Origin of the sequence: Paucisalibacillus algeriensis, from assembly GCF_000577245.1 — a bacterium.
Classification (GTDB): Bacteria; Bacillota; Bacilli; order Bacillales; family Amphibacillaceae; genus Ornithinibacillus.
Map to the genome: position 1 here is coordinate 79,187 of NZ_CBYO010000020.1, position 24,990 is coordinate 104,176.

The 24,990-nt window shown below is 35.9% G+C and carries 26 protein-coding genes; 19 read left to right on the forward strand and 7 right to left on the reverse strand.

The window, feature by feature from the left end; all coding sequences use genetic code 11:
* Positions 1 to 79: 79 nt before the first annotated feature.
* The 6 genes from gyrB to dnaA all read right to left on the reverse strand — a co-directional run bounded on the left by gyrB (position 80) and on the right by dnaA (position 6,745).
* Positions 80 to 2,005 carry a DNA topoisomerase (ATP-hydrolyzing) subunit B gene (gene gyrB, locus TY11_RS14520; RefSeq protein WP_042147636.1) on the reverse strand — a complete coding sequence of 642 codons (1,926 nt, stop codon included), beginning with the start codon at positions 2,003 to 2,005 and terminating at the stop codon, positions 80 to 82.
* A 24-nt stretch (positions 2,006 to 2,029) separates the two neighbouring features.
* Positions 2,030 to 2,308, reverse strand: coding sequence for an extracellular matrix regulator RemB (remB, locus tag TY11_RS14525; protein WP_042147639.1), 279 nt, complete (start codon positions 2,306 to 2,308; stop codon positions 2,030 to 2,032).
* A gap of 29 nt (positions 2,309 to 2,337) precedes the next feature.
* Positions 2,338 to 3,450: a DNA replication/repair protein RecF gene (gene recF / locus TY11_RS14530; protein WP_042147640.1), complete on the reverse strand. Its 1,113-nt coding sequence runs from the start codon at positions 3,448 to 3,450 to the stop codon at positions 2,338 to 2,340.
* 20 nt (positions 3,451 to 3,470) lie between these two features.
* Positions 3,471 to 3,692, reverse strand: coding sequence for a S4 domain-containing protein YaaA (gene yaaA / locus TY11_RS14535; RefSeq protein ID WP_042147643.1), 222 nt, complete (start codon positions 3,690 to 3,692; stop codon positions 3,471 to 3,473).
* 387 nt (positions 3,693 to 4,079) lie between these two features.
* A complete protein-coding gene (gene dnaN / locus TY11_RS14540; RefSeq protein ID WP_042147646.1) occupies positions 4,080 to 5,216 on the reverse strand; it encodes a DNA polymerase III subunit beta in 1,137 nt (378 codons plus the stop codon).
* A gap of 188 nt (positions 5,217 to 5,404) precedes the next feature.
* Entirely contained in the window at positions 5,405 to 6,745 is a 1,341-nt protein-coding gene (gene dnaA / locus TY11_RS14545; RefSeq protein WP_042147649.1) for a chromosomal replication initiator protein DnaA, read from the reverse strand.
* Between the two features lie 1,522 nt (positions 6,746 to 8,267).
* Here dnaA and rpmH point away from each other — a divergent pair.
* From rpmH to TY11_RS14610, 13 genes are all read left to right on the forward strand, one after another.
* Positions 8,268 to 8,402 carry a 50S ribosomal protein L34 gene (rpmH, locus tag TY11_RS14550; RefSeq protein WP_026908473.1) on the forward strand — a complete coding sequence of 45 codons (135 nt, stop codon included), beginning with the start codon at positions 8,268 to 8,270 and terminating at the stop codon, positions 8,400 to 8,402.
* A gap of 221 nt (positions 8,403 to 8,623) precedes the next feature.
* Positions 8,624 to 8,968: a ribonuclease P protein component gene (gene rnpA / locus TY11_RS14555; protein WP_042147653.1), complete on the forward strand. Its 345-nt coding sequence runs from the start codon at positions 8,624 to 8,626 to the stop codon at positions 8,966 to 8,968.
* A gap of 115 nt (positions 8,969 to 9,083) precedes the next feature.
* Positions 9,084 to 9,848 (forward strand): YidC family membrane integrase SpoIIIJ, encoded by a 765-nt coding sequence (gene spoIIIJ / locus TY11_RS14560; protein ID WP_042147656.1) that lies wholly within the window; start codon positions 9,084 to 9,086, stop codon positions 9,846 to 9,848.
* The gene (gene jag, locus TY11_RS14565; RefSeq protein WP_042147658.1) at positions 9,845 to 10,459 is read left to right on the forward strand and encodes an RNA-binding cell elongation regulator Jag/EloR; all 615 of its coding nucleotides are present in this window, start codon (positions 9,845 to 9,847) and stop codon (positions 10,457 to 10,459) included. The genes spoIIIJ and jag overlap by 4 nt, the downstream gene beginning before the upstream one ends.
* A 107-nt stretch (positions 10,460 to 10,566) precedes the next feature.
* Positions 10,567 to 10,818, forward strand: a complete 252-nt coding sequence (locus TY11_RS14570) for a hypothetical protein (RefSeq protein ID WP_042147660.1) — start codon at positions 10,567 to 10,569, stop codon at positions 10,816 to 10,818.
* 21 nt (positions 10,819 to 10,839) lie between these two features.
* On the forward strand, positions 10,840 to 11,055 hold the full coding sequence (locus TY11_RS14575; RefSeq protein WP_042147662.1) for a YozQ family protein: 216 nt from the start codon (positions 10,840 to 10,842) through the stop codon (positions 11,053 to 11,055).
* Between the two features lie 451 nt (positions 11,056 to 11,506).
* Positions 11,507 to 12,886, forward strand: a complete 1,380-nt coding sequence (gene mnmE, locus TY11_RS14580) for a tRNA uridine-5-carboxymethylaminomethyl(34) synthesis GTPase MnmE (RefSeq protein ID WP_042147665.1) — start codon at positions 11,507 to 11,509, stop codon at positions 12,884 to 12,886.
* Between the two features lie 248 nt (positions 12,887 to 13,134).
* Positions 13,135 to 15,021, forward strand: a complete 1,887-nt coding sequence (gene mnmG, locus TY11_RS14585; RefSeq protein ID WP_042147668.1) for a tRNA uridine-5-carboxymethylaminomethyl(34) synthesis enzyme MnmG — start codon at positions 13,135 to 13,137, stop codon at positions 15,019 to 15,021.
* A gap of 75 nt (positions 15,022 to 15,096) precedes the next feature.
* Positions 15,097 to 15,813: a 16S rRNA (guanine(527)-N(7))-methyltransferase RsmG gene (gene rsmG / locus TY11_RS14590; protein ID WP_042147671.1), complete on the forward strand. Its 717-nt coding sequence runs from the start codon at positions 15,097 to 15,099 to the stop codon at positions 15,811 to 15,813.
* A 306-nt stretch (positions 15,814 to 16,119) separates the two neighbouring features.
* On the forward strand, positions 16,120 to 16,977 hold the full coding sequence (gene noc, locus TY11_RS14595; protein ID WP_042147673.1) for a nucleoid occlusion protein: 858 nt from the start codon (positions 16,120 to 16,122) through the stop codon (positions 16,975 to 16,977).
* 168 nt (positions 16,978 to 17,145) lie between these two features.
* A complete protein-coding gene (locus tag TY11_RS14600; protein ID WP_042147677.1) occupies positions 17,146 to 17,919 on the forward strand; it encodes a ParA family protein in 774 nt (257 codons plus the stop codon).
* Positions 17,900 to 18,736: a ParB/RepB/Spo0J family partition protein gene (locus TY11_RS14605; protein WP_042147680.1), complete on the forward strand. Its 837-nt coding sequence runs from the start codon at positions 17,900 to 17,902 to the stop codon at positions 18,734 to 18,736. Before TY11_RS14600 ends, TY11_RS14605 begins: the two co-directional genes overlap by 20 nt.
* Before the next feature lie 422 nt (positions 18,737 to 19,158).
* Positions 19,159 to 19,863, forward strand: coding sequence for a DUF554 domain-containing protein (locus TY11_RS14610; RefSeq protein WP_042147684.1), 705 nt, complete (start codon positions 19,159 to 19,161; stop codon positions 19,861 to 19,863).
* 32 nt (positions 19,864 to 19,895) lie between these two features.
* Here the strand turns inward: TY11_RS14610 and yyaC are convergent, their stop codons facing one another.
* The gene (gene yyaC / locus TY11_RS14615; protein ID WP_042147687.1) at positions 19,896 to 20,513 is read right to left on the reverse strand and encodes a spore protease YyaC; all 618 of its coding nucleotides are present in this window, start codon (positions 20,511 to 20,513) and stop codon (positions 19,896 to 19,898) included.
* 154 nt (positions 20,514 to 20,667) lie between these two features.
* Between yyaC and TY11_RS14620 the strand changes: the two genes are divergently transcribed.
* The 6 genes from TY11_RS14620 to rpsR all read left to right on the forward strand — a co-directional run bounded on the left by TY11_RS14620 (position 20,668) and on the right by rpsR (position 24,530).
* Positions 20,668 to 21,684 (forward strand): YkvI family membrane protein, encoded by a 1,017-nt coding sequence (locus tag TY11_RS14620; RefSeq protein ID WP_042147690.1) that lies wholly within the window; start codon positions 20,668 to 20,670, stop codon positions 21,682 to 21,684.
* A 98-nt stretch (positions 21,685 to 21,782) separates the two neighbouring features.
* A complete protein-coding gene (locus TY11_RS14625; RefSeq protein WP_042147692.1) occupies positions 21,783 to 21,980 on the forward strand; it encodes a DUF951 domain-containing protein in 198 nt (65 codons plus the stop codon).
* Positions 21,981 to 22,192: 212 nt separating this feature from the next.
* Positions 22,193 to 23,293, forward strand: a complete 1,101-nt coding sequence (gene ychF / locus TY11_RS14630; RefSeq protein ID WP_042147695.1) for a redox-regulated ATPase YchF — start codon at positions 22,193 to 22,195, stop codon at positions 23,291 to 23,293.
* Between the two features lie 164 nt (positions 23,294 to 23,457).
* Positions 23,458 to 23,748: a 30S ribosomal protein S6 gene (gene rpsF, locus TY11_RS14635; protein WP_042147698.1), complete on the forward strand. Its 291-nt coding sequence runs from the start codon at positions 23,458 to 23,460 to the stop codon at positions 23,746 to 23,748.
* Between the two features lie 15 nt (positions 23,749 to 23,763).
* On the forward strand, positions 23,764 to 24,246 hold the full coding sequence (gene ssb, locus TY11_RS14640) for a single-stranded DNA-binding protein (protein WP_042147700.1): 483 nt from the start codon (positions 23,764 to 23,766) through the stop codon (positions 24,244 to 24,246).
* A 50-nt stretch (positions 24,247 to 24,296) separates the two neighbouring features.
* Positions 24,297 to 24,530 carry a 30S ribosomal protein S18 gene (gene rpsR / locus TY11_RS14645; RefSeq protein ID WP_026908452.1) on the forward strand — a complete coding sequence of 78 codons (234 nt, stop codon included), beginning with the start codon at positions 24,297 to 24,299 and terminating at the stop codon, positions 24,528 to 24,530.
* Positions 24,531 to 24,990: the final 460 nt, after the last annotated feature.

The following is a 24,990-nucleotide window of genomic DNA, read 5'->3' on the forward strand; positions in this document are numbered from 1 at the left end:
CTAACTTAAGATCAAGTTAGCCAGACACATTTCAAAAAACGAGAAAAGTTTTTCGTTATTAACTATTATTACGTTAACGTTAAATATCTAAGTTCTTAACATACTGGGCATTTTCTTCAATAAATTGACGACGAGGCTCAACCTTGTCACCCATTAACATGTCAAATACATGATCAGCTTCAATTGCATCAGATAAATCAACCTGTAACAATGTACGATTTTCTGGGTCCATTGTTGTTTCCCAAAGCTGTTCAGCGTTCATTTCCCCTAGACCTTTATAACGCTGTAGGCCAGGTTTAGGTGCCTGTGGCAACTTGGCTAAAATTTGCTCTAGCTCTTTATCATCATACGCATAGTGGACAGCTTTACCCTGTTGGACCTTATAAAGTGGCGGCTGAGCAATATAGACATAACCATGTTCGATTAACGGGCGCATAAAACGGAAAAAGAATGTTAAAAGTAAAGTCCGAATATGTGCACCATCCACATCAGCATCTGTCATAATAACAATTTTGTGGTACCTTGCTTTTGAAATATCAAAGTCATCACTAATACCAGTTCCAAGAGCTGTAATCATAGAACGTACTTCATTATTGGACAGGATACGATCCAAGCGAGCTTTCTCAACATTTAGTATTTTACCTCTTAGTGGTAGAATTGCTTGGAAATGCCTGTCACGACCCTGTTTTGCTGATCCACCCGCAGAGTCACCCTCAACAATGTACAGTTCACTAATCGATGCGTCTTTTGATGAACAGTCAGCAAGTTTACCTGGAAGATTGGAGATTTCCAGTACGCCTTTTCTTCTCGTTAAATCACGAGCTTTCTTTGCGGCAGCACGTGCACGGGAAGCCATTAGGCCTTTTTCTACAATAATTTTCCCTACTGAAGGGTTCTCAAATAAAAACTTCCCAAACATTTCACTAAAGACAGAGTCTGTAATAGTACGAACTTCACTATTTCCTAGTTTTGTTTTTGTTTGTCCTTCAAATTGTGGGTCTGGATGTTTAATAGACACAATCGCGGTAATACCTTCGCGAACATCGTCACCCGTTAAATTAGCTTCACTATCTTTTATTAGATTACTTTTACGTGCATAGTCATTTATAACTCGTGTTAAGCCAGTCTTAAAGCCAGATTCATGTGTTCCACCTTCATACGTATGGATATTATTCGCATAGGAGAAGATATTGCTGTTAAAACCATCGTTATATTGAATTGCTACTTCAACTGCAATACCTTGGTCATCTCCTTCAGCATAGAAGGGCTCATGAAGAACTTCTTTATTACGATTTATAAACTTAACATATTCGCTAATTCCACCTTCATAGAAGAATGACTGGGGTTCCTCTCCCGTTCGTTTATCTTCAATGGTGATTCGAATACCTTTATTTAGAAATGCTAGCTCACGTATACGTTGAACAAGAATGTTTAAATCATACGTTGTTGTTTCGGTAAAAATTTCTGGATCAGGAGTAAAATGTACAGTTGTTCCAGTACGATCTGTTTCTCCAACAACTTCTAGCTCCTTGACCTTATTACCTCGTGAAAAGCCAATATGATGTACTTTTCCATCGAGATGTACATAAACATCTAAATTAGTTGACAGTGCGTTTACAACAGAGGCACCTACACCATGAAGTCCACCTGAAACTTTATATCCACCACCGCCAAATTTTCCACCAGCATGTAGTACTGTCATGATAACTTCAACTGCGGGTTTACCAGTCTGTTTCTGAATGTCTACTGGAATACCACGGCCATTATCCTTTACTGTTATACTATTATCTTCTTCTACAATGACATGAATGTGATCACAGTAACCAGCTAGGGCTTCATCAATACTGTTATCGACGATTTCCCATACCAGGTGATGTAATCCCTTTTCACTTGTGGAACCAATATACATACCAGGTCTTTTACGGACCGCTTCTAAACCTTCTAATACTTGGATCTGATCGGCATTATATGACTGTTCTGTTTTTACGTTTTCTTCCATTGCCATTTTCCCACCTACATTCCACTTGAACTATTCAAGCTCTAGATTGTCTGAATAATCATCAAGTTTACTTATTGTTGACATCATACTTGCCCTTTTTTTTAATGTTGCAACGGACAAAGTACTCAAATATAAATGGTCATTCGTAATCACTACTGATTTTGCATCTACGATTGGCCCAATAATAATATCTTGATTAGCTGTCATCATCTCATCCATTATGGTGGATGATGAAATAATATTATAATCAATAATGGAAACAATATCTTTTGACCGGATTACATTTTCATTTCCAATGTGAATAAACAAGTCTTACTCCCCCACCTAATGGAATTCCTCTAAGAGGTAACCGTTCCATTTTGCACTCTGAAAATTTCCGCCTTTTCCAAGGTACTATGATGAATCCCATCAACACTCGTAGTCGAAACAAAAGTTTGAACTTTCCCTTGAATTGTATTTAACAGATGTGATTGCCTATAGTCATCTAATTCACTTAACACATCATCTAAAAGGAGGATTGGATATTCTCCTACTTCACTGTAAATGAGATCAATTTCAGCTAGCTTTATCGATAAGGCTGTTGTCCTTTGCTGACCTTGAGATCCATATGTTTGGACATTTTTCCCATTTACATAAAAAAGAATGTCATCCCGATGAGGTCCATAAAGCGTAGTTCCACGTTCAATCTCTTTTTCTATAGATTGACGAAACTTCTCTTGAAAACTACTTTCTATTTTCTCCTTAGATGCACCTTCTAATACTTCAACCGTTGGTGAATACACAATTTCAAGTTCTTCTACTTGATGGCTAATCCCATGATGGATTGGCTTTGCCCATTTTCTTAGCAACTCTAAGAAGGCAAAGCGTCGTTCTATAATAGTGCTTGCATGTTCAATTAGTTGATCGGTTAAGACATTGAGCATCATACGATTTATACTTCGGTCTCTTTGCATTTGCTTCAACAAATGGTTCCGTTGCTTTAATACTTTTTGAAACTGCCCGAGGTGGTAAATATACCGAGGTTGAATTTGACCTAGTTCCATATCAATAAATCGTCTACGTATATTCGGAGTTCCTTTCACTAGGGTCAAGTCTTCAGGAGCAAACATGACAACATTTAGGTTCCCTATATAGTCACTTAACCTTCTTTGCTCTAAATGATTTAGCTTAGCTTTTTTTCCCTTACCGGAGATAACAATTTCTAGCGGAATAGATTGTATTCGCTTTTCGACTCTACCTTCTATTTTAGCATATTCCTCGTCCCAACGGATTAATTCTTTTTCTTTAGAAGTTCGATGCGACTTGGTAAATGCGAGAAGATAGATAGCCTCCATAAGATTTGTTTTTCCTTGGGCATTTTCTCCAATGATGACATTTACTTTATCGTCAAATTCAATGAGTAAGTTTTTATAATTTCGGTAATTTGTTAAATTTAATTCTTTTATATGCATGTGCATGCCTCATTTAGGAACTAATCCTTTTTTACAACTACAAAAGATCCGGCACCTTCGATTTCAACTACATCATTTGAATAGAGTTTTCTTCCGCGACGATGTTCTAATTCACCATTAACAACAGCACCTATATCTTGTAAAAATGCTTTTACCATACCGCCTGATTCTAATACATTGGTTAATTTTACAAATTGACCTAGTGTGATATAGTCCGTGCTAATTTCAATAGTTGTATGCAATTTAATCACCATTTCCTGATTGTTTTTTTAGAAAACTCGGGCGTTTACTTTCGCTTAGGCGAATGCCTTAGTTGTACTTATAACTTGGTACTTAATTTTTTTTCTGCCTCGAATTTTCTTCTTTGCAAAAAATTTATACTCCTAACGTGAAATAATCGCTTATAACTATTTTACTAAAGTTTTTGCTTGAAGGAAAGGTAAGACCCTTGAAAAGAGGTTAAAACGTTTGTATGGGGTTAAAAATGCTTTTTATTGGTATGAAAAATGACTTTTATCATTCGGCTTAATGATAAAAGTCATTTTTGGGTATATTTTCTGGCCATGTCTACAGTGTATACGGGCTACGGATCCGGCTTGACAGTAATTTTACCTAAAACAACCCAATCCCTAATAAGTTCTTACTGGTAGGATTAGTTGAAGCATGGATGGGTCGTTTATTGGGCGGATGATGAATGGTCTCATCGCGCCTGTGAAGTCAATTTTTACTTCGTCTATTTCCATTACTTTTAGAGCATCAAGCATGTATTTTGAGCTAAAGGAAATTTTAAGTTCTTCACCGTCAATGGATTGTACCGCTAATTCTTCTGATACGTGTCCAACTTCTGGTGAGTTACTTGTAATTTCTAGAATGTTATCGTTTAGAGTTGTTAACTTAACCACATTATTTCTTTCTTCTCTTGCTAGTAGTGATGCACGGTCAATACTACTAATTAAATCCTTTGTTTTTACATGAAGCACTGTTTTACTCTGTTCTGGAATTAGTCTAGATGTTTCTGGGTAATTTCCATCTAGAATACGAGATAAGAAGTTTAAGTGCTTTGTACGGAAAAGGATCTGATTATTTGTCACACTAATTTCTACTGTTTCTTCCGTATCATCGAGAATTTTATTTAATTCATTCAAACTCTTACCAGGTACTACAATACTTTGGAATTGCACATTCGACGATGGGATAGGTACTTCTCTAGCTGCTAAACGATGACTATCCGTTGCTGTAAACGTTAATTTGTTATCCACAAGTGAAAGATTGACACCTGTTAGAATTGGGCGAGTTTCCATAGATGATACAGCAAACACCGTTTGTTTAATTAAGCTTTTTAATAAATCAGTTGGAAGTTCAAAGCTATCATCTGTTTGTAATTTTGGTAATTGCGGATACTCATCTGCATCCTGTCCATTTAAACTAAATTCAGCTTTTCCTGAACGAATGGTAACCTTTAAATTTTCATCAGCTACAATTTCCACGTGTTGTTCCGGTAATTTACGAACAATATCAGGGAAATATTTAGCTTGTAAAACAATACTACCTTCTTCAATATCCTCTACATTTACCATGCCATTTTCTTCTGCTGGAATATAGGATTCAATCGAAATATCGGAATCACTACCAGTTAATGTAATCCCATGAAGACTCGCTTCTATTTTCATACCCGTTAAGATTGGAATAGCTGTTCTTGAAGATATTGCTTTCATAACATCTTGTACACTATCAATTAATTGATCACGTTGAATCGTAAATTTCATGAAAAAATCCTCCAATGGAAGTTCTATATATTTATTATTTTTTATAAGAATTTATAGTAATAATAGTAATAGGGCCTGTGATTATGTGGATAACCCTATCAAACACAGATGGCATATAGTTATCCACATGTGAATAAAATGTTTGTAAGTTTGTACCCTCTATCCACGTTATTAACAGGTGGATAAGCTTACAAAGATTTTAGTTCTTGTTTAATTTCTTCAATTTCTCTTGCTAGTAGAGAGTCATTTTCTATTAGTTTAGCGATTTTTTCGTGTGCATGAATGACGGTTGTATGATCACGTCCACCAAACTCCTCACCAATTTTTGGTAGAGATAAATCTGTTAATTCTCTCGATAGGTACATAGCAATTTGGCGTGGAAATGCGATAGACTTTGTTCGTTTTTTGGCTAGAAAATCATCTTTTTTGATATTATATTTTTCCCCTACAACTTCCATAATTGCAGGAATTGTAATAATTCGAGGCTTATTATTTGGAATAATGTCCTTTAAAGCATCTGCTGCGAGCGCTGCATCAATATCTCGATTAACAAGAGATGAGTAAGCAACGACGCGAATTAATGCACCCTCTAGTTCGCGGATATTCGTATCAATTTGGTTTGCAATATAGAGCATAACTTCACTAGGAATATCAAGCCCTTCTGCTTTTGCTTTTTTGGTTAGAATGGCAATCCTAGTTTCTAGATCCGGTGGTGTAATGTCAGTTATGAGACCCCATTCGAATCTAGAACGCAACCGGTCTTCTAGGGTCGGAATTTCCTTTGGTGGTCGGTCACTTGAGATAATAATTTGCTTATTTTCTTCATGCAGAGCGTTGAATGTATGGAAAAATTCTTCCTGTGTTGATTCTTTCCCAGCAATGAACTGGATATCATCGATTAGAAGGACATCTACATTGCGGTACTTATTACGGAAGTTTGCTGTTTTATTCTCCATAATTGCATCAATAAATTCATTCGTAAATTTTTCAGAAGAAATATATACAACTTTGGCATTTTTATTATGTTCTAATACATAGTGTCCAATGGCATGCATTAAGTGTGTTTTTCCTAATCCTACTCCCCCATAAATAAATAGAGGATTATATGCCTTGGCTGGGGCTTCAGCTACTGCTAGTGAAGCGGCATGGGCAAATCTATTACCTGATCCAATAACAAATGTATCGAACGTGTACTTTGGATTAAGCATGGTTTTTCCATCATGTATGTCATTAAGTGGTGGTTTCGGTTTTGGTCTAGGCTTGTTATCCTCTTCAATAACCGTATCCAAAACAATTAATTTTAGTTGTAATTTTGAACCAGTTACTTCAAGTAACACCTTTTGAATGAGCTGGGAGTATTGTTCCTCTAACCAATCCCTTGCAAATTCATTAGGTGCTGTAATCGTTAACGTGCTTCCTTCTAAAGATTCAGCTTTTGTATCTTTAAGCCAAGTATCAAAGCTAGGTTTACTTATTTTTTCCTCTATCTTTTCAAGAGTAGCTTTCCATAGATCATGGATATTTTCCAATTCATTCCCCCCCTTCAATTCCGATAATAGATTTTCCTAAATTAAGAATAAAAAACCTCTCTCTATCTTTTTGGTTAGAAAGTATGGAACTTTCAGGGAACCAATTTTTAGCATAAATTTGCTAGAAAAATCATAAAGATGGAAAGGTAAGTATTCTATTATTTAATTTTTTTGCTAGCAGATTAAAAAGTATAAAAATACTTTCTGCCAACGGAAGAAAAACTAACACATTCGTTAAAGCGAAGGTGAGTTTTTCTAATAACTATAGAAAATAGTTAAGAGCAGTTGTGGATAATTAAGGCTAAATCTACTAAGTATTTAAATGAGTTATGCGCAGATTAGATGAAATTGTGGATAAACTATAAAAACAGGGTGTGAATTAATGTCCACAGGATATCCACAGAATGTGTATAACTTTTTATGGTTAGTTACTTGTTAACATGTTAAAACACAACTATGATATCAAAAAAAGGGCAGGTTTGCAATGTTTTTTCGACAGTTATCCACAATATCCATGTGTTGTAGACAATTTTTATTCACACCACCATATTTTGTGATTAACCTGTCGACAAATGCTGTGGATATTTATTTGCGGTGGAAAAAGTAGTAAACAGGATATGTGGATAAATGAAAAAGTGTGCTAAAAGCTGGGAAAAGTGAAGAGGTAATAAATTGTATGACTTACATTAATTTGTGTTTGTGAATAAATGGGACTTGATTTTGGAGGAGTATTAAGCGTAAGGCAGATTACAAAAATGTTTGTTACTTATGTCTTCACGGTTAATAGAAACTGTGCGGTAACCATTTAAATATTAGTGAAGCTAGGACTACCGCTCCGGCAGAATTCTCCGCTTTCCGCGGGCGGCTGGTGAGCCTCCTCGTGCTATCACACTGCGGGGTCTCACCTATGCCTGTTCTCCCGCAGGAGTCTCCGTATTCTGCCTATGCTAGTAGGCTCTTCTAGATTATGGTTGATAAAGTATTATTTAGTGTAATAAATTGTTTACACAATGCTAGCGTAGGAAATACACGGAGACTCCCGCGGGAATAGCACGTGTCCGAAGACCCCACAGCGGTGGTCTTTCCGCGAGGAGTGCCCGCGGAAAGCGGAGTGTATTTCCGGAGTGGGTATGTTGCTCAACCATAAATCTCCAGTTACCGCACAGTTTCTATCAGTTATGTAATTAACAACAATATTTGGAAATTCAATCTTTTTGTAAAAAGTGTTGATAAATAGATCCCATTAATGCCAATGGAGTATTATAAGCATCCATTATTAATCTGATGTAAGAGTTGTGATTTCTTTACCTGTATCCAGAGTAGAATTTTTTCTAAATCAAGTTGACGATAAAAAAATTTTTCTGTATAATGACAAAGACTGTCTAAGGATTAGTTTGTTTTTATTGTTGAGTTCTAGAATCTTTTCCGCTTGCATATAGTGTAGGCTTTGACATTCGCTTAAAAAGCTTGGGCAAATGCTCTAGTTTTCTAAAAATAGATCCCTCGGGGAGGTGCAGCATAAATGAAAAGAACGTTTCAACCTAATAACCGTAAACGTAGTAAAGTACATGGCTTTCGCGCACGTATGAGCACTAAAAACGGCCGTAAAGTTTTAGCTCGTCGTCGTCGTAAAGGAAGAAAAGTATTATCTGCATAGGCCACTGAAACCATCAGTGGTCTTTTTTCACGCTAGGAAGCTAAAATTTGAATTTCTGATCGTAAAGAGACAAAAATTATATAGTTAGAATAAACTTGAAAGCAGTGGTTCAAAATGGTTAAAGGCCCATTGCTTTTTGTTTTACATAAAGGAATGAAATACTATTTCTTCTAAATGCTGAAGAATAGTAAAACATGGTTAATCGCGATAGGTGATCAATAATGAAGAAAGAATTTCGAGTGAAAGATAATAAGGAATTCCAGGTTATCTTTAAAAAGGGGAAGTCCTTTGCAAATAGACAGCTAGTTATTTACTATAGGAAGAAAGAAGATCAAATCCACTTTAGGGTTGGTCTGTCAGTTGGCAAAAAAATTGGTAATGCTGTTGTTAGAAATAGAATCAAACGATATCTTCGTCAAGCATTCCACGAATTAGAAAAAGAAATTAAGCCTTCCTATGATTTCGTTATTATTGCTAGACAACCTACTAAAGATATGGAGTTTTTTGAAGTAAAAAAGAGCTTAACGCATTTACTGTCGAAAGAAAGACTACTAAAGAATAAGTAAAGTTTTAGATATGAATAGAATCTAGCGTTTGTTTATTGTAAAATATGTGGTATATACGTTGTCTTTAAGTGAAAGCGATTTTTTTTTCGTTTGGACTAGTTAGGAGGAAAAAGATTTGCGTAAGAAGTTATTTTTAATAGCATTATTGATAGGATTGGTTGTTTTCTTATCAGGTTGTACAGAAATAAATGAACCAATTACTCCAGATAGTGAAGGAATTTGGAATACTTATTTCGTCTATCCGTTATCATGGTTGATTATTTATTTCGCAGATTTATTTAATGAAAACTTTGGTCTATCTATTATCTTAGTGACAGTAATCATTCGTACTGCATTACTTCCACTAAATATTAAGCAATTAAGAAGTTCAAAGGCAATGCAAGATATACAACCAGAATTAAAAGAATTACAAAAGAAATATAGCTCAAAAGACGCTAATACACAACAAAAGCTCCAACAGGAAACCATGGCATTATTCCAGAAACATGGTGTTAATCCACTTGCAGGATGTTTACCAATTTTTGTACAGATGCCAATCTTGCTTGCAATTTATCACGCGATAATGCGTACAGATGCAATTGATAATCATTCATTCTTATGGTTCCCATTAGATGAAAAAGACTTTATTCTTCCATTTATCGCAGGGTTAACAACATTCTTACAACAAAAATTAATGATGGGTGGAAGTCCAGCAGCAAATAACCCACAAATGACTGTCATGCTATATATGATGCCAATCATGATTACTGTATTTGCATTTATGTTCCCTGCAGCATTAGCATTATATTGGGTTATTGGTAACTTATTCATGATTGCTCAAACTATTTTCATTCGTAAACCAATGATGAAAGATTCCAATACTGGAGGAGACAAAAAGTGAGAGAAATAACTGCTACCGGACAAACAGTTGATGAAGCGGTCCAATCAGCATTAGAGCAGTTAAACACATCCAAGGACCAAGTACAAGTTACAATTATTGATGAAGGAAAAAAAGGAATTCTAGGTGTATTCGGAGCTAAGCGAGCTATTGTAAAGGTAACTTTAGCAAAGAATCCTATCCAAGAAGCGGAAAAATTTATTTTAAATGTCGTTAAAAACATGAATGTTGATGTTGACGTAACAACTACTGTAGAAGATAATCATATAACCTTTGATCTGGCCGGGGAAAAGATTGCGCTACTAATTGGAAAACGTGGTCAAACATTAAATGCTTTACAGTATCTAACACATTTAGTTGTCAATAAAGAAGGTAATCAATATTATACCGTTACATTGGATGCGGAAGGCTACCGTGGACGTCGTAAGGATACTCTAGAAGGTTTAGCATTGCGTATGGCAGAAAAAGCTAAGCGAATGAATAAGAAAGTAGCACTTGAACCAATGCCGGCTTACGAGCGAAAAATTATTCATAGTGTATTACAGGATATAGATGATGTATCCACCTATTCGGATGGTGTAGAACCACATCGTCATGTAGTAATTAAACCATAAATAAAATTTAAGAAACCTCTGGTTATGTCAACCAGAGGTTTTTTTGTATGTTTTTAAAAAGGAGTTACATACTAACTAATAATGTGCATGTAAAAGGAGAATGTGTAGTGGAAACGTTTAATGGGGCAGTATTTCAAGGTGAAATGGAAAAAGAAGGTTTTTACTTAACCCAAGTTAAACAAATTTCTACCGCATCTTCCTTATCGATTGATCAACTAATGAAAATGGCTGCGTACTTAGGTACACAGGAGGATTCATGTACAATAACGGTTAACGATCAGATACCATTATTGTTAAATCAAGAAGATATTAAAAAGCTTCTGCAAGATTTAGAAGCTATATTAGGGAAAATACATTAACAAGATAGAAAGGATAATTAGATGAGTAAGGATAAGAACAACATAACCAATACTAATGAGGTAGCAGAAAAGAATTACGATGTTTCTGGATATACTAGTAGTAATCAAGTTGAAAAAGGTTTAGCAACCACCCATGAACAAGCGACAGATGCCTATACAGAAGGTACAGTAGATGCAAAAATTGATCAGTTAGATGAGCAAGGTGAGTTAAAGAGTCATAATGGTGAGGATATTTAAAATAACTAATGAAAAAGTACAAGCCATGCTGGGTGCATGGCTTGTACTTTTTTAATGTGATGAAATGAGATAAGTATACATGGGGGTAATTCCTCCAGATTTAGGCTGTTTTCTAGAAGATTGTTGTTAATTTTATAAATGATAGATACTATGCGGTAACTACTACTAATCCCCTTATAATTAGTAAAGAGGATAGCGGTGTGAAACCGCTCCGGCAGAATACCATTAATCGATATTGTGCATAACCAAAATATTTTACTAAAGTAAACTTATCCACATGTGAATAAGTATGTAAGAGGAAAAGAAAATTTATTGCTGTGGATAAGTTTATTTTTGAATTAAAATGTGTTATTCTATTAAGTTAGTGACGGTAAAAGTTCCGTTGCTAATAGAAATGTGGATAAAATTCGATGTTATATATAGATGATAAATGATAGTGGAGGTGAAAAGAATGTTTGAGACGGATACAATTACGGCAATATCTACCCCAATAGGTGAGGGAGCAATTTCAATTGTTCGTTTAAGTGGACGTGATGCTATTGAAATAACTTCAAAGATCTATAAAGGTAAAGATTTGCATGAGGTAGATTCGCATACGATTCATTATGGGAAGATTATTGATCCAGAAACGAATGAAGTAGCTGAAGAGGTAATGGTTACGATTATGCGTGGTCCAAAGACATTTACTCGTGAAGATGTGGTAGAAATAAATTGCCATGGGGGACTTGTATCAGTTAACCGAGTACTCGAGATTGTATTAAACCAAGGTGCAAGATTAGCGGAGCCAGGTGAATTTACGAAACGTGCCTTTTTAAATGGACGTATTGATTTATCACAAGCAGAAGCGGTAATGGATTTAATTCGTGCAAAGACAGATAAAGCAATGAACGTTGCATTAAAGCAAATGGACGGAAGGTTATCTGCTTTAATTAAAAAGTACCGCCAATCACTTCTAGAAACAGTTGCACATGTAGAGGTTAATATAGATTATCCAGAATATGATGATGTAGAAGAAATGTCACATGAAATGATGCGTGTAAAAACGAAAGAAGTTCATTCGGAAATAGAGGAATTACTAAGTGTTGCAAAGCAAGGTAAAATACTGCGTGAGGGAATTGCAACGGCAATTATCGGTCGTCCAAACGTTGGAAAATCCTCCTTATTAAATGCATTAGTTCAAGAGAATAAAGCAATTGTTACGGATATTCCTGGTACCACAAGAGATATCATTGAGGAATATGTTAATGTACGAGGTATTCCATTACGGCTAATTGATACAGCAGGAATTCGTGAAACGGAAGATATAGTAGAGCGAATAGGAGTAGAGCGATCTCGACAGGCATTAAAAGAGGCAGATCTAATTTTACTTGTTTTAAACAATAATGAAGAGCTTTCTGAAGAGGATTTTAGATTATTTGAAGTTGTGAAAGGCCTTGAATATATTGTCATTATCAATAAAACAGATTTAAACCAAAAATTAGACATTGAAAAAGTAAAAGATTTGGTGGAAGATAAAAGAATCGTTTCTACTTCTCTATTAAAGGAAGAAGGAATTGATGCGTTAGAATCGGCAATAGCTGATTCTTTCTTTGCAGGTGAAATTGATTCTGGTGATTTAACCTATGTTTCCAATGCTAGACATATTCAACTATTAAAGCAAGCAAAGCAAGCATTAGAAGAGGCGATGTCTTCTCTTGATTTGGGAATGCCGCTTGATATTGTACAAATAGATGTAACGAGAACGTGGGAATTTTTAGGTGAGATTATAGGTGATACTGCTAGTGATAGTTTAATCGACCAGTTGTTTTCGCAATTCTGTTTAGGGAAATAAGAGTATAACTTTAAAATACTCTTTAGTCAGGTCCGCGGTCCGAATACACTTCGCTTTTACTTCCAGTACAGGGTGACATCTGTTCGAAAATACCTCACAGTGTCTACCTTGCGGCTTGGCGACTGGTGAGCCTCCTCCCTCAGGAGTCTTCGTGGATACGGACCGCTCAGAGTAGGTATTAAAAATATCTTATTAAAATAATTACAACCTTATAATTAATAATCAAAAATTACGAAAGGATGAATGTTATGGTATATGATGCAGGGCATTATGATACGATTGTTATCGGCGCAGGTCATGCTGGTGTAGAAGCTGGTCTTGCTGCTGCGAGAATGGGCGTTAAGACATTAATGCTTAGTTTAAACCTGGATATGATTGCTTTTATGCCATGTAATCCATCAATTGGTGGTCCAGCTAAAGGTATTGTTGTTCGTGAAATTGATGCCTTAGGTGGGGAAATGGCTAAGGCAATTGATAAGTCTTATATTCAAATGCGTATGTTAAACACAGGAAAAGGCCCTGCTGTTCAAGCATTACGTGCACAAGCAGATAAACCTGTTTATATAAAAGAAATGAAACAAACACTAGAAAATCAAGAAAATCTTACACTTCGTCAAGGTATGGTAGATGAGCTAATTGTCGAAGACGGTGTTTGTAAAGGTGTTATTACGGAAACTGGGGCAGCATATCGTGCTGAAACGGTTATTATTACAACGGGAACATTTATGCGTGGTAAAGTTCTAATGGGGGATTTGGAGTATGAAAGTGGACCAAATAATCAACGTCCTTCACTAAAGCTTTCCGATAATCTTGAAGAACTTGGTATAGAATTAGTTCGATTCAAAACTGGTACACCACCACGAGTGAATAGTCATACGATTGATTATTCTAAAACAGAAATTCAACCAGGAGACGATAAACCACAAGGCTTTTCTTATGAAACTACTGAGTTTATTCTAGATCAAATTCCTTGTTGGTTAACGTATACTAATGAATTTACACATCAGGTTATTAATGATAATTTAGGACTTTCTGCAATGTATTCTGGTGCAAAACGTGGTACTGGACCTCGTTATTGTCCATCTATCGAGGATAAAATTGTCCGTTTCCATGATAAGCCACGTCATCAGGTATTCCTTGAACCAGAGGGAAGAGACACGGAAGAAGTTTATGTACAAGGATTATCCACTTCATTACCTGAATCTGTACAGCATGAAATTGTCCGTTCTGTCCCAGGCTTAGAAAATGCTGAAATCATGCGTCCCGGTTATGCCATTGAATATGATTCAATCGTCCCTACGCAACTTTGGCCAACGCTTGAATTAAAAAATATTCCAGGACTTTTTAGTGCTGGTCAAATTAATGGTACGTCTGGATATGAAGAAGCGGCTGCACAAGGTATCATGGCAGGTATAAATGCTGCAGCAAAAGTTCTTGGTAAGGATCCGGTTATTTTAGACCGCTCCCAAGCCTATATTGGTGTATTAATAGATGATTTAGTAACAAAAGGGACAAAAGAGCCATATCGTCTATTAACATCACGAGCAGAGTATCGTCTATTATTACGCCACGATAATGCAGATTTGCGATTAACAGATGTGGGTTATCAATTGGGATTAATTTCGAATGAACGTTATCAAAAGTTCGAAATTAAGAAACAACAAGTAGAAGAAGAGAAAAAACGTTTACGTAAGATTTCAATTAAACCAACTCCTGAAGTGCAAAGTATGCTAGAGGGAGCTAACGCAACGCCTTTAAAAGAACCTATGAAAGCTTATGATTTATTAAAACGTCCAGAATTACACTATGATTTAATTGAATCTGTAATAGAATCAAATGAAAACCTTTCTTCCGATGTAAAAGAACAAGTAGAAATACAAATTAAGTATGAAGGGTATATTAAAAAAGCAAATGAACAAGTGGAACGCATGAAGAAGATGGAAGATAAGAAGATCCCAGAAGACATTGATTATGATGCAATAAGTGGTCTAGCGACAGAAGCAAGACAAAAATTGAAATTAGTTCAACCGTTGTCTGTAGGTCAAGCTTCCCGAATTTCAGGTGTAAACCCAGCTGATATTTCAATCTTGTTAGTGTATATTGAACATGGAAGAATTGCTAAACTAGCGAATTAAATAAAAAAATATAAGGGTCAGTCTCCTTAAAAGGAGTCTGGCCTTCTCTACATAAATGTATAAAGGAGTTTTTTTATGAATCCAACCCAATTTGCGAAAGCGTTAGAAAAACAGGGGATAACCTTAACCGAAAAGCAAATGCAACAATTTGATACATATTTTAAGACGTTAGTAGAATGGAATGAAAAAATTAACTTAACAGCATTAACCGAGGAAGAAGATGTGTATTTAAAGCATTTCTATGATTCCATATCTGCTGCCTTTTACCATGATTTTACGGCGAATCAGCATATTTGTGATGTTGGAGCTGGTGCTGGGTTTCCAAGTATACCTTTAAAAATATGCTTTCCTAATATTAAGGTAACCATTGTCGATTCATTGCAAAAAAGAATTGGTTTTCTAAATCACCTTGCTGCTCAACTCGAATTAACAGATGTGGCTTTCTACCATGATCGGGCAGAGACATTTGGAAAGAACGGTAAGTTCCGAGAGTCATTTGATACGGTGATGGCAAGGGCAGTAGCTAGAATGTCTGTGTTAAGTGAACTATGCATACCTTTAGTAAAGAAAAATGGTGTATTTATTGCGATGAAAGGTGCACAGGCTACTGAAGAACTTGAGTCTGGAAAAACAGCGATAGAGGTATTGGGAGGAGAAATTGAATCTACTAATACATTTACATTACCAGAGGAGAATAGTGAACGTTCCATTGTTATAGTAAGAAAGAAAAGGCAATCACCAAAGAAATATCCGAGAAAACCAGGTACTCCAAATAAAGAGCCAATTGAATAAAGAGAAAAGTAACACGTCAATTGTCTTCAAACTAATATCCTAATAACAATTTTGGACAGGGAATTTATCATATTTCCTGTTTTTTTGTCGAATTAGTAATTAGCACATGTCCAAGTTCAATAGATTATGATAAAATAGGCTTAGTGCCAATTCTGTGGTAAACTATAATGGATTACGTGGAGATAAATACATAGCATTTTCTAAATGTTTCACGTGAAACATTGTATTTCAAATAGAGATAATCATAGATTCATAGTGAAAAACAACTATAAATCTATCTTATTATGATAAAGGTGGTGTCTGCTGATGGTAAGTCCATTTAACCGGATATTTGGAATCGGGGAAAAGGATAACGAAGTAGTTGAAGAGGAGACCTATCATCCAGATGAAGTAATGCAACTTCCGGTAGAACAAATACAGCCAAATAGGTATCAGCCCAGATCTGTTTTCAATGAAGAAAAAATTGAAGAACTTGCAAAGACCATTAATACTCATGGTATTATTCAACCAATTGTTGTACGAAAAGTAGAAGATGGTAAATTTGAAATAATTGCAGGGGAACGTAGATGGCGTGCTGTTCAACTTCTTGGTTGGGAAAATGTTTCTGCAATCATCCGTGAGATGAATGATACCCAGACCGCCTCAGTTGCTCTTATAGAAAACTTACAACGTGAAGAATTAACTGTTATTGAAGAAGCAGTAGCATATGCAAAATTATTAGAGTTACAAGGGCTAACCCAAGAAGCCTTAGCACAGCGATTAGGGAAAAATCAATCTACCATCGCGAATAAACTGCGGTTATTAAAGCTACCAGAACAAGTGCAAGAGGCACTGTTACGGAAGCATATTACAGAAAGACATGCTCGGGCATTAATCAAACTAAAAGATGAGGAAGTTCAAATAAAACTTCTTCAAGAGATTGTTGAACATGATTTGAATGTAAAACAGACAGAAGAACGAATTAATAAACTAATGAACGATCAAGAAAAGCCTAAAAAAAGGAAACCTAAATTAAAGGGTGTTAATAAAGATATCCGGATTGCGATGAACACGATTAGACAATCCTTAAGCATGGTTTCTGACACTGGTATTGATATAGAATCGGATGAGCAGGATTTAGATGATTATTATCAAATCACCATTAAAATACCAAAAAAGAAATAATAGTTGCCCCATCTCGTGTTAGGTGGGGATTTTTATGTGCTATTCATGCATATTTTATTGGAATACTGGCATGAAATATTTCATTTTAATAAAAAAGATAAATTTAATAGTTTTTATAAGAGAAAAAGTGATAAAATAAATAGTATATTGTTTTAGGTAGGTGAAATCATGGGGAAGATTATGTCTATCGCCAATCAAAAGGGTGGCGTAGGAAAAACGACTTCATCAGTTAATCTAAGTGCCTGCTTAGCATACTTAGGAAACAAAGTGTTGTTAGTAGACATAGACCCACAAGGTAACGCAACTAGTGGGGTTGGTATAAATAAGGCAGATATGAATCAATGTGTATATAATGTTTTAGTAGAAGATTTATCAGCTCGTGAGGTATGTGTACCAACTATTGTTGACAATCTTGATATTATTCCTGCAACTATTCAACTTGCAGGGGCAGAGATTGAATTGGTACCAACTATCTCTCGTGAAATTAGATTGAAAAAGGCTTTAGATGAATTACGAGATTACTATGACTATATTATTATAGATTGTCCGCCTTCACTTGGTCTTTTAACTCTTAACGCATTAACCGCTTCAGATACAGTTCTAATCCCAGTACAATGTGAATACTACGCACTTGAAGGACTTAGTCAGTTACTAAATACGATCCGTTTAGTGCAAAAACATTTGAATAAAGAATTAATGATAGAAGGAGTACTCCTTACAATGCTTGATGCTAGAACGAATCTAGGCTTACAAGTAATTGAGGAGGTTAAAAAATACTTCCAAGATAAAGTCTATAATTCTATTATTCCTAGAAATATTCGATTAGGTGAAGCACCAAGTCACGGGCAACCAATAATCACATATGATCCAAAGTCTAAAGGTGCAGAAGTATATCTTGAATTGGCGAAGGAAGTGATGGCTAATGGCACGAGGGTTGGGTAGAGGATTAGATGCATTTTTTCCTGAAATAGAGGAAAAAGATGATGATGTTGTTCAACAATTGCCGATTAAGGAGTGTAGACCAAATCCTTATCAGCCTAGAAAGACTTTTAACACTGATTCTATTGAAGAACTTAAAGAATCTATTTTGGAATTCGGTATAATTCAACCCTTAATTGTTCGTAAAAGCATTAAAGGGTTTGAAATTGTTGTAGGAGAGAGACGTTTTCGTGCAGCAAAGGAAGCTGGGTTAACGGAAGTTCCCGCAATTGTAAAAGAACTTACCGATGAAAAAATGATGGAACTAGCATTACTGGAAAACCTTCAACGTGAGGATTTATCACCAATTGAAGAGGGACAAGCATATGCTAATTTGATGAAGGAATTAAATATTACGCAAGAAGAATTATCTAAACGTCTTGGAAAGAGTCGCTCACATATCGCAAATATGGTACGTCTTCTCGGTTTGCCTGACCCAATTATTTCCTATATCAATAATGGGGAACTCTCCATGGGGCATGGGCGAGCATTACTTGGTTTAAAGGATAAGGATAAAGTAGTACCATTAGTAAATAAGATTCGCAATGAAAAGTTGAATGTGAGACAAGTTGAAAAACTGATCATTATCCTAAATGAGAAGCCAGTTAAGAAAAAGCTCAAGCCCAAGAAAGACATCTTTTTACAAGAAAGAGAGTCAGTCTTGCGAGAAAAACTAGGCACTGCAGTTTCTATTCAAAGAGGGAAACGAAAAGGTAAGATTGAAATCGAATTTTATACGGATGACGATCTAGACCGTATTATTGATACATTAGAGGGATAAATCAACATCATTTTATTGAACTGCGAGATACCAATTCTCCAGTTCTTTTTTGTTTTGATAGTAAACATAAGAGAAAAACATACTGTTTATCTTGTAATGATTGTATGCTAAATTGTAAAGATGACTATGATATCCAGATTTGCAAGATAGAGGTTGTACTTTCTAAGCAGATATCAAATTAGGGTAGGGGAGGAATTGATTAGTCAATTGCTCTCTTCTATATTAAGGGAACCAAACTGAATTTGAAATACTGTTATGCCTAATGAAGTCCATAATTTATGAAGTCTCCATTCAATTTATAACGTATAGACAAATGTCTGAGATACATAGTATTATTAGTTAATATTAAGAATGTTTCACGTGAAACATTTTAGAAATAGAATAGTTTAGTAGAGTTTCAGCTAGAGAGAGAGGGGAATGTAATGGCTTTATTCGGGACGTTAGTAAATGGTGCATTAATACTTGTAGGGAGTTTGTTAGGGTTGTTGTTTACCAAGATTCCAGAACGCTACAAAGAAACGGTCATGCATGGAATAGGTTTAGCAGTAGTGTTGATTGGGTTACAGATGGCATTCTCTACACAAGTGATAGTAGTGGTTTTGTTAAGCTTATTATCCGGTGCGATTATAGGTGAACTATTAGATGTAGAAGGAAAGCTCAATCAGTTTGGTAACTGGATAGGAAGCAGAATCAAAACAAATGCCAGTAAGGAATCTTTCTCACAGGGGTTTGTGACGGCTTCACTAATTTTTGTCGTAGGGGCAATGGCCATTATTGGAGCTTTAGACAGTGGGATACGTGGCGATCATGAAGTATTAATTACAAAAGGTATATTAGATGGCTTTACTGCATTAGTATTAACTACTACTTTAGGGGCCGGAGTAGCGTTGTCAGTCATTCCGGTATTGCTTTATCAAGGAACAATTGCATTACTTGCTACACAAATTGAACGATGGGTTCCTGAAGTTTTCCTGAATGGGCTTATAATTGAATTGACAGCTGTTGGTGGATTACTAATTGTCGCAATAGGGCTAAATATGTTGAAGGTTGTCCAAATAAGAATTGGTAATCTATTACCTTCTATTATTACGGTAGGAATAGTTTATTATATTTATCAATTGATTTGAACGGTAAAGGACTGATTTGATTTCAGTCCTTTTTATATTGGTTTCTTTCTTGGTCTTGGCATTAGAACTGCAGGGGAAACATAACTTGCTGTGAGCTGTTGATCAATAGTATCGAACATGTTGGCGATGTTTTTAGCCATTTCTACCACAATAGAAAGTCTTGTATTTTGTAGGACTGAGTATTCCATAAAACCACTTATATTAACAACTCCAGTAACATGAATATCTCCAATTGGTGGTAGGGGCTTGTTTAAGGCCGCTCCTGGCTTTAGAGCTCCGACACATGCAATTACTTGACCTACAGAACTTGTTTTCCCTAAACAAGCGTCAACGGCGATTACAAAAGCATTCTTATGCTGCATATTAATTAACTGAATGTATTCTTCAAGATTTGTTGCATGTACAGGATCATGTAATGTCCCATATACTGTCATATGTCTTAGTTTTTTATCTAGCAAGTAACTTCCAATTAAAGGTCCTAGGGAATCACCAGTGGAACGATCTGTTCCTACGCATACAACGACATATTCTTTTGGTGTCTTTGGAAACCAAGAAATAATTTGTTCACTCATTGTGCTGCATAGGTTTGGGTCCGTATGTAACATCCTTATGGATTCGTTATTTTGCGTTAAACGACTCTTTAGATTCATAGGTTCTCCTCCGCAAACATATTGTTATTAGTATACGGACTAGATAGCTATTTTATACTTCTAGTGCAACTAAAAACTTTTTGCAAAAGATTAATTGACCGTCAAAAAAAAGTGGGTTCATATACGGATACATACATAAAATGGGGGAGAAAATATGTGGAAATCAGGATTAAAATGGATGTTTCTGATAATTGGGACAACCATTGGAGCAGGATATGCATCAGGGAGAGAATTATGGGAGTTCTTTGGCCATGGAAGTGGACTGGCTATCACCTTATTCGTGATATTTTTTATTGTCTCGCTGTATGTCATTATGTCCCTTAGTTATCATAAAGCAACAACAGAGTACAGACCAGTATTAAAAGATATAGTAGGTAAGAAACTATCAAGAGTTTATGATGTCATGATCTTTATCTACCTATATACAACTACAGTAGTTATGATGTCTGGTAGTGGTGCAACAGGACAAGCATTTAACCTTCCATACTGGTGGGGGGTAGCTTTTATTGCTATTATGCTTTTTATATTATTTTTAAAAGACATTAGTGGCTTGCTTACTATCAACCAGTTTATATTACCAATCCTAATTATTGGATTGCTGTATGTGCTACTATCTTATACATTTGATCAAAATCTACACTTGTTTTCTCATTGGCGTGAACAACATAATTGGACAGCTGCATTTCCATTTACAGCACTTAATATTCTCCCATTAATTGCGGTATTAGGAGCAATTGGAGATAAAATAAACACTAAGGGTGAAATTTGGGTGGCTAGTGTAGGGAGTGGACTAATATTAGGTATTGTTACATACATTTATAATAATAGTTTAATTCAGATTGCTGAAGAAGTACTTGTATTTGAGATTCCGCTTTTTGCAATATTAAGTAACTATCCTTTTCATATGGTGCTCTTTATGACTATACTATTATGGTTTGCAATTTTTACAACAGCTGCATCTGGAGTCCTAGGGCTTACAACTAGAGTTGCAAGTTACTTTAACATACCATTTTGGTTGCTTGTCATCATTATTTTAGCTACAATGATACCATTAACAACACTCGGATTTTCAACCTTAGTTAGTGTGTTATATCCACTTTATGGTTTGTTAAACTTATACGTTCTCACAAGACTGTTATTGTTTCCCTTGTGGTATAAAACAGACAAATAATCGATTATTCTTTTAATTCTTCAATAGTTACTGAGTTCAAGCTGACAAGAAGCTATTTTAAATACGCTGAAAATAGAAATATAAAAGGGGAAGTACAAATGGTGGAAAAGGAATTTGAATTACATGATATTGTACAAATGAAAAAACCCCATCCATGTGGAGAAAACCGATGGAAAATAATCCGTATGGGTATGGATATTCGGATAAAGTGTATGGGGTGTGACCATAGCGTCATGATTCCAAGAAAAGAATTTGCCAAGAAAATGAAAAAGGTGTTAGAAAAGGCTTCAAATTAACTTGTACAAATGGACTTTTTTACTGCAAAATGGTAAAATATGTTCATAGATATATAGAAAAATATAAAAATAATAGGGTAAAAACGCAAAAATAGGCTTCATCTCGAGGCCTATTTTTGCGTTTTGCTAGCTTGTCTTTTTCCTAACCAAAATCTATAATTAAACTAATGAACGCGTTCTAGATGAATGGAATCCTTAAGGAGTGGAAACAAATGGCATTAACAGCAGGAATCGTCGGACTTCCCAACGTAGGAAAATCTACATTATTTAATGCAATAACGCAAGCAGGGGCTGAAGCAGCAAACTATCCATTTGCTACAATTGACCCGAATGTAGGTATGGTTGAAGTGCCTGATGAGCGCTTAAATAAACTAACTGAATTAGTTAAACCGAAGAAAACAGTCCCAACAACTTTTGAATTTACGGATATTGCAGGGATTGTAAAGGGTGCGAGTAAAGGTGAAGGGTTAGGAAATCAATTCCTATCTCATATCCGTCAAGTTGACGCAATTTGCCAAGTGGTACGTTGTTTTATTGATGAGAATATTACCCATGTATCTGGAAAAGTTGATCCTATCGATGATATAGAAATCATCAATTTGGAGCTGATTCTTGCAGACTTGGAATCCGTCAATAAACGATATCAACGTGTAGAAAAACTAGCAAGACAAAAGGACAAGGATGCATTAGTAGAATTTGAAGTGCTTTCTAAGATTAAGACTGGTTTAGAAGAAGAGAAGCCAGTTCGTGCTTTAGAGTTTACGGATGAACAACAAAAAATGGTAAAAGGACTTCATCTACTAACTAGTAAGCCAATGCTTTATGTGGCAAATGTTGGTGAAGATGAAGTAGCAGATCCTGATTCTAATCCTAATGTAATAAAGGTAAAAGAATATGCTGCCAATGAGGGTGCAGAGGTTATTGTAATTTGTGCCAGAATTGAAGAAGAAATAGCAGAATTGGATCAAGATGAAAAGGAAATGTATTTAGACGAGTTAGGTATCACAGAATCTGGTCTTGATAAATTAATTAAAGCTTCTTACAGCTTATTAGGATTAGCAACATACTTTACAGCTGGAGAACAAGAAGTCCGTGCTTGGACGTTCCGAAAAGGAATGAAAGCACCACAAGCAGCAGGAATTATTCATACTGATTTTGAAAGAGGATTTATTCGCGCCGAGACAGTTTCATATGGTGACCTTATGGAAGCTGGATCAATGGGACACGCACGCGAAAAAGGGAAAGTACGCTTAGAAGGAAAAGAATACATTGTTCAAGATGGCGATGTAATTCACTTCCGATTTAATGTGTAATGTAATATGTGTAATCTAGCGCTAACGTAAAAAAGGATCTCTCGAAGACTTGTTAATTCATATAATTTTTGGTATAATACACTATTGTGAGTAATGAAAGTAAATTACTCCTTGCTCTTATTGACATAAATAAGGGCCGCTAAGACCAAAAGGAGGTGTAACGGATGAGAAAGTATGAAATCATGTACATCATCCGCCCAGACATGGAAGAAGAAGCTCAAGCAGCTGTTATTGAGCGTTTCAACGGTATCTTAACTGATAACGGGGCGGAGATTGAAAAAGTTAAAGAAGTAGGCAAAAAACGCCTAGCATATGAAATTAACGATTACCGTGATGGATATTATGTTCTAATTAACTTCTCTGGCGATGAAAAATCAGTTAATGAATTTGATCGTCTAGCTAAGTTCTCTGAAGACATTATTCGTCATATCGCAATTCGAGAAGATGATAAATAATAAGGAGTGGTTCTGATGTTAAATCGTGTCGTACTTGTCGGCAGGTTAACGAAGGATCCTGATTTACGTTATACACAGAGTGGAACGGCAGTTGCTAACTTTACCGTTGCAGTAAATCGCCCTTTTTCCAACCAACAGGGAAATAGAGAAGCAGATTTCATCAACTGTGTCATTTGGAGAAGACCAGCAGAAAACCTTGCAAACTTTATGAAAAAAGGTAGTATGATTGGCGTAGATGGACGAATTCAAACTCGTTCATTTGAAGGTCAAGATGGAAAAATGGTTTATATAACAGAAGTTGTCGCGGATAGTGTACAATTTTTAGAATCTAAAGGCTCTTCTTCCCAAGGTGGAGGAGGACAAGGTTCATATTCTTCACCAGGATTCCAGCCAAATCAGAACCAAAATCCAAATAGAAATCAGAATCAATACGAGGATGACCCATTTAAAGATAATGGTGAGCCAATTGATATTTCTGATGATGATTTACCATTCTAAATAATAATGTGAATGATATATAACCATTTTTTTAAAAGGGAGGGTTATCAATGGCAGCTCGTCGTGGACGCGGTGGTAAACGCCGTAAAGTGTGTTTCTTCACAGCTAACGGTATTACAAACATCGATTACAAAGACGTTGATCTTCTAAAGCGTTTCATTTCTGAACGTGGAAAAATTCTTCCTCGTCGTGTAACTGGAACTTCTGCAAAATATCAACGTAAACTTACAATTGCAATTAAACGTGCTCGTCAAATGGCTTTATTGCCATATGTCGGTGAGTAATAAAAAAAGACCTTTATAGGATTTCCTATAGAGGCTTTTTTATTAAGGCTATATTCGTAAAGTATGTTGCTATTTAATAGAAACTGTTCGGTATCTAGTGTTATTACCACATGGTTAATGAGTATTGTGGAACGATACCGCTCCGGCAGAATACTCCGCTTTCCGCGGGCCCGGCCTCAGCCTCCTCGAGGAATGTTCGCCTCTGCGGGGTCTTCGGACACGTGCTATTCCAGCAGGAGTCTCCGTATTCTGCCTGCGCTGGTTTAGTTTTCTAATTATAGTTGGTTATTGAATATGACTTGTAACATTTCTTTACTAGCGAAGGAAATACACGGAGACTCCTGCGGGAGGATAGGCATCGGTGAGACCCCGCAAGAGCTTTAGCTCTGAGGAGGCTCACCAGCCGCTCAGCGAGTGCGGAGTGTATTTCCGAAGCGGGTACGGTGCTCTATCCAAAATG

Excerpts from the sequence above, each read along its gene's own strand:
- dnaN (WP_042147646.1), bottom strand. The coding sequence starts at position 5,216 with ATGAAATTTACGATTCAACGTGATCAATTAATTGATAGTGTACAAGAT.
- mnmE (WP_042147665.1), top strand. The coding sequence starts at position 11,507 with ATGTTTGAGACGGATACAATTACGGCAATATCTACCCCAATAGGTGAG.
- TY11_RS14610 (WP_042147684.1), top strand. The coding sequence starts at position 19,159 with ATGGCTTTATTCGGGACGTTAGTAAATGGTGCATTAATACTTGTAGGG.
- ssb (WP_042147700.1), top strand. The coding sequence starts at position 23,764 with ATGTTAAATCGTGTCGTACTTGTCGGCAGGTTAACGAAGGATCCTGAT.
- TY11_RS14600 (WP_042147677.1), top strand. The coding sequence starts at position 17,146 with ATGGGGAAGATTATGTCTATCGCCAATCAAAAGGGTGGCGTAGGAAAA.
- rsmG (WP_042147671.1), top strand. The coding sequence starts at position 15,097 with ATGAATCCAACCCAATTTGCGAAAGCGTTAGAAAAACAGGGGATAACC.
- rpmH (WP_026908473.1), top strand. The coding sequence starts at position 8,268 with ATGAAAAGAACGTTTCAACCTAATAACCGTAAACGTAGTAAAGTACAT.
- noc (WP_042147673.1), top strand. The coding sequence starts at position 16,120 with ATGGTAAGTCCATTTAACCGGATATTTGGAATCGGGGAAAAGGATAAC.
- TY11_RS14625 (WP_042147692.1), top strand. The coding sequence starts at position 21,783 with ATGGTGGAAAAGGAATTTGAATTACATGATATTGTACAAATGAAAAAA.
- recF (WP_042147640.1), bottom strand. The coding sequence starts at position 3,450 with ATGCATATAAAAGAATTAAATTTAACAAATTACCGAAATTATAAAAAC.
- gyrB (WP_042147636.1), bottom strand. The coding sequence starts at position 2,005 with ATGGCAATGGAAGAAAACGTAAAAACAGAACAGTCATATAATGCCGAT.
- rpsR (WP_026908452.1), top strand. The coding sequence starts at position 24,297 with ATGGCAGCTCGTCGTGGACGCGGTGGTAAACGCCGTAAAGTGTGTTTC.
- ychF (WP_042147695.1), top strand. The coding sequence starts at position 22,193 with ATGGCATTAACAGCAGGAATCGTCGGACTTCCCAACGTAGGAAAATCT.
- yyaC (WP_042147687.1), bottom strand. The coding sequence starts at position 20,513 with ATGAATCTAAAGAGTCGTTTAACGCAAAATAACGAATCCATAAGGATG.
- rnpA (WP_042147653.1), top strand. The coding sequence starts at position 8,624 with ATGAAGAAAGAATTTCGAGTGAAAGATAATAAGGAATTCCAGGTTATC.
- TY11_RS14575 (WP_042147662.1), top strand. The coding sequence starts at position 10,840 with ATGAGTAAGGATAAGAACAACATAACCAATACTAATGAGGTAGCAGAA.
- TY11_RS14605 (WP_042147680.1), top strand. The coding sequence starts at position 17,900 with ATGGCACGAGGGTTGGGTAGAGGATTAGATGCATTTTTTCCTGAAATA.
- rpsF (WP_042147698.1), top strand. The coding sequence starts at position 23,458 with ATGAGAAAGTATGAAATCATGTACATCATCCGCCCAGACATGGAAGAA.
- TY11_RS14620 (WP_042147690.1), top strand. The coding sequence starts at position 20,668 with ATGTGGAAATCAGGATTAAAATGGATGTTTCTGATAATTGGGACAACC.
- mnmG (WP_042147668.1), top strand. The coding sequence starts at position 13,135 with ATGGTATATGATGCAGGGCATTATGATACGATTGTTATCGGCGCAGGT.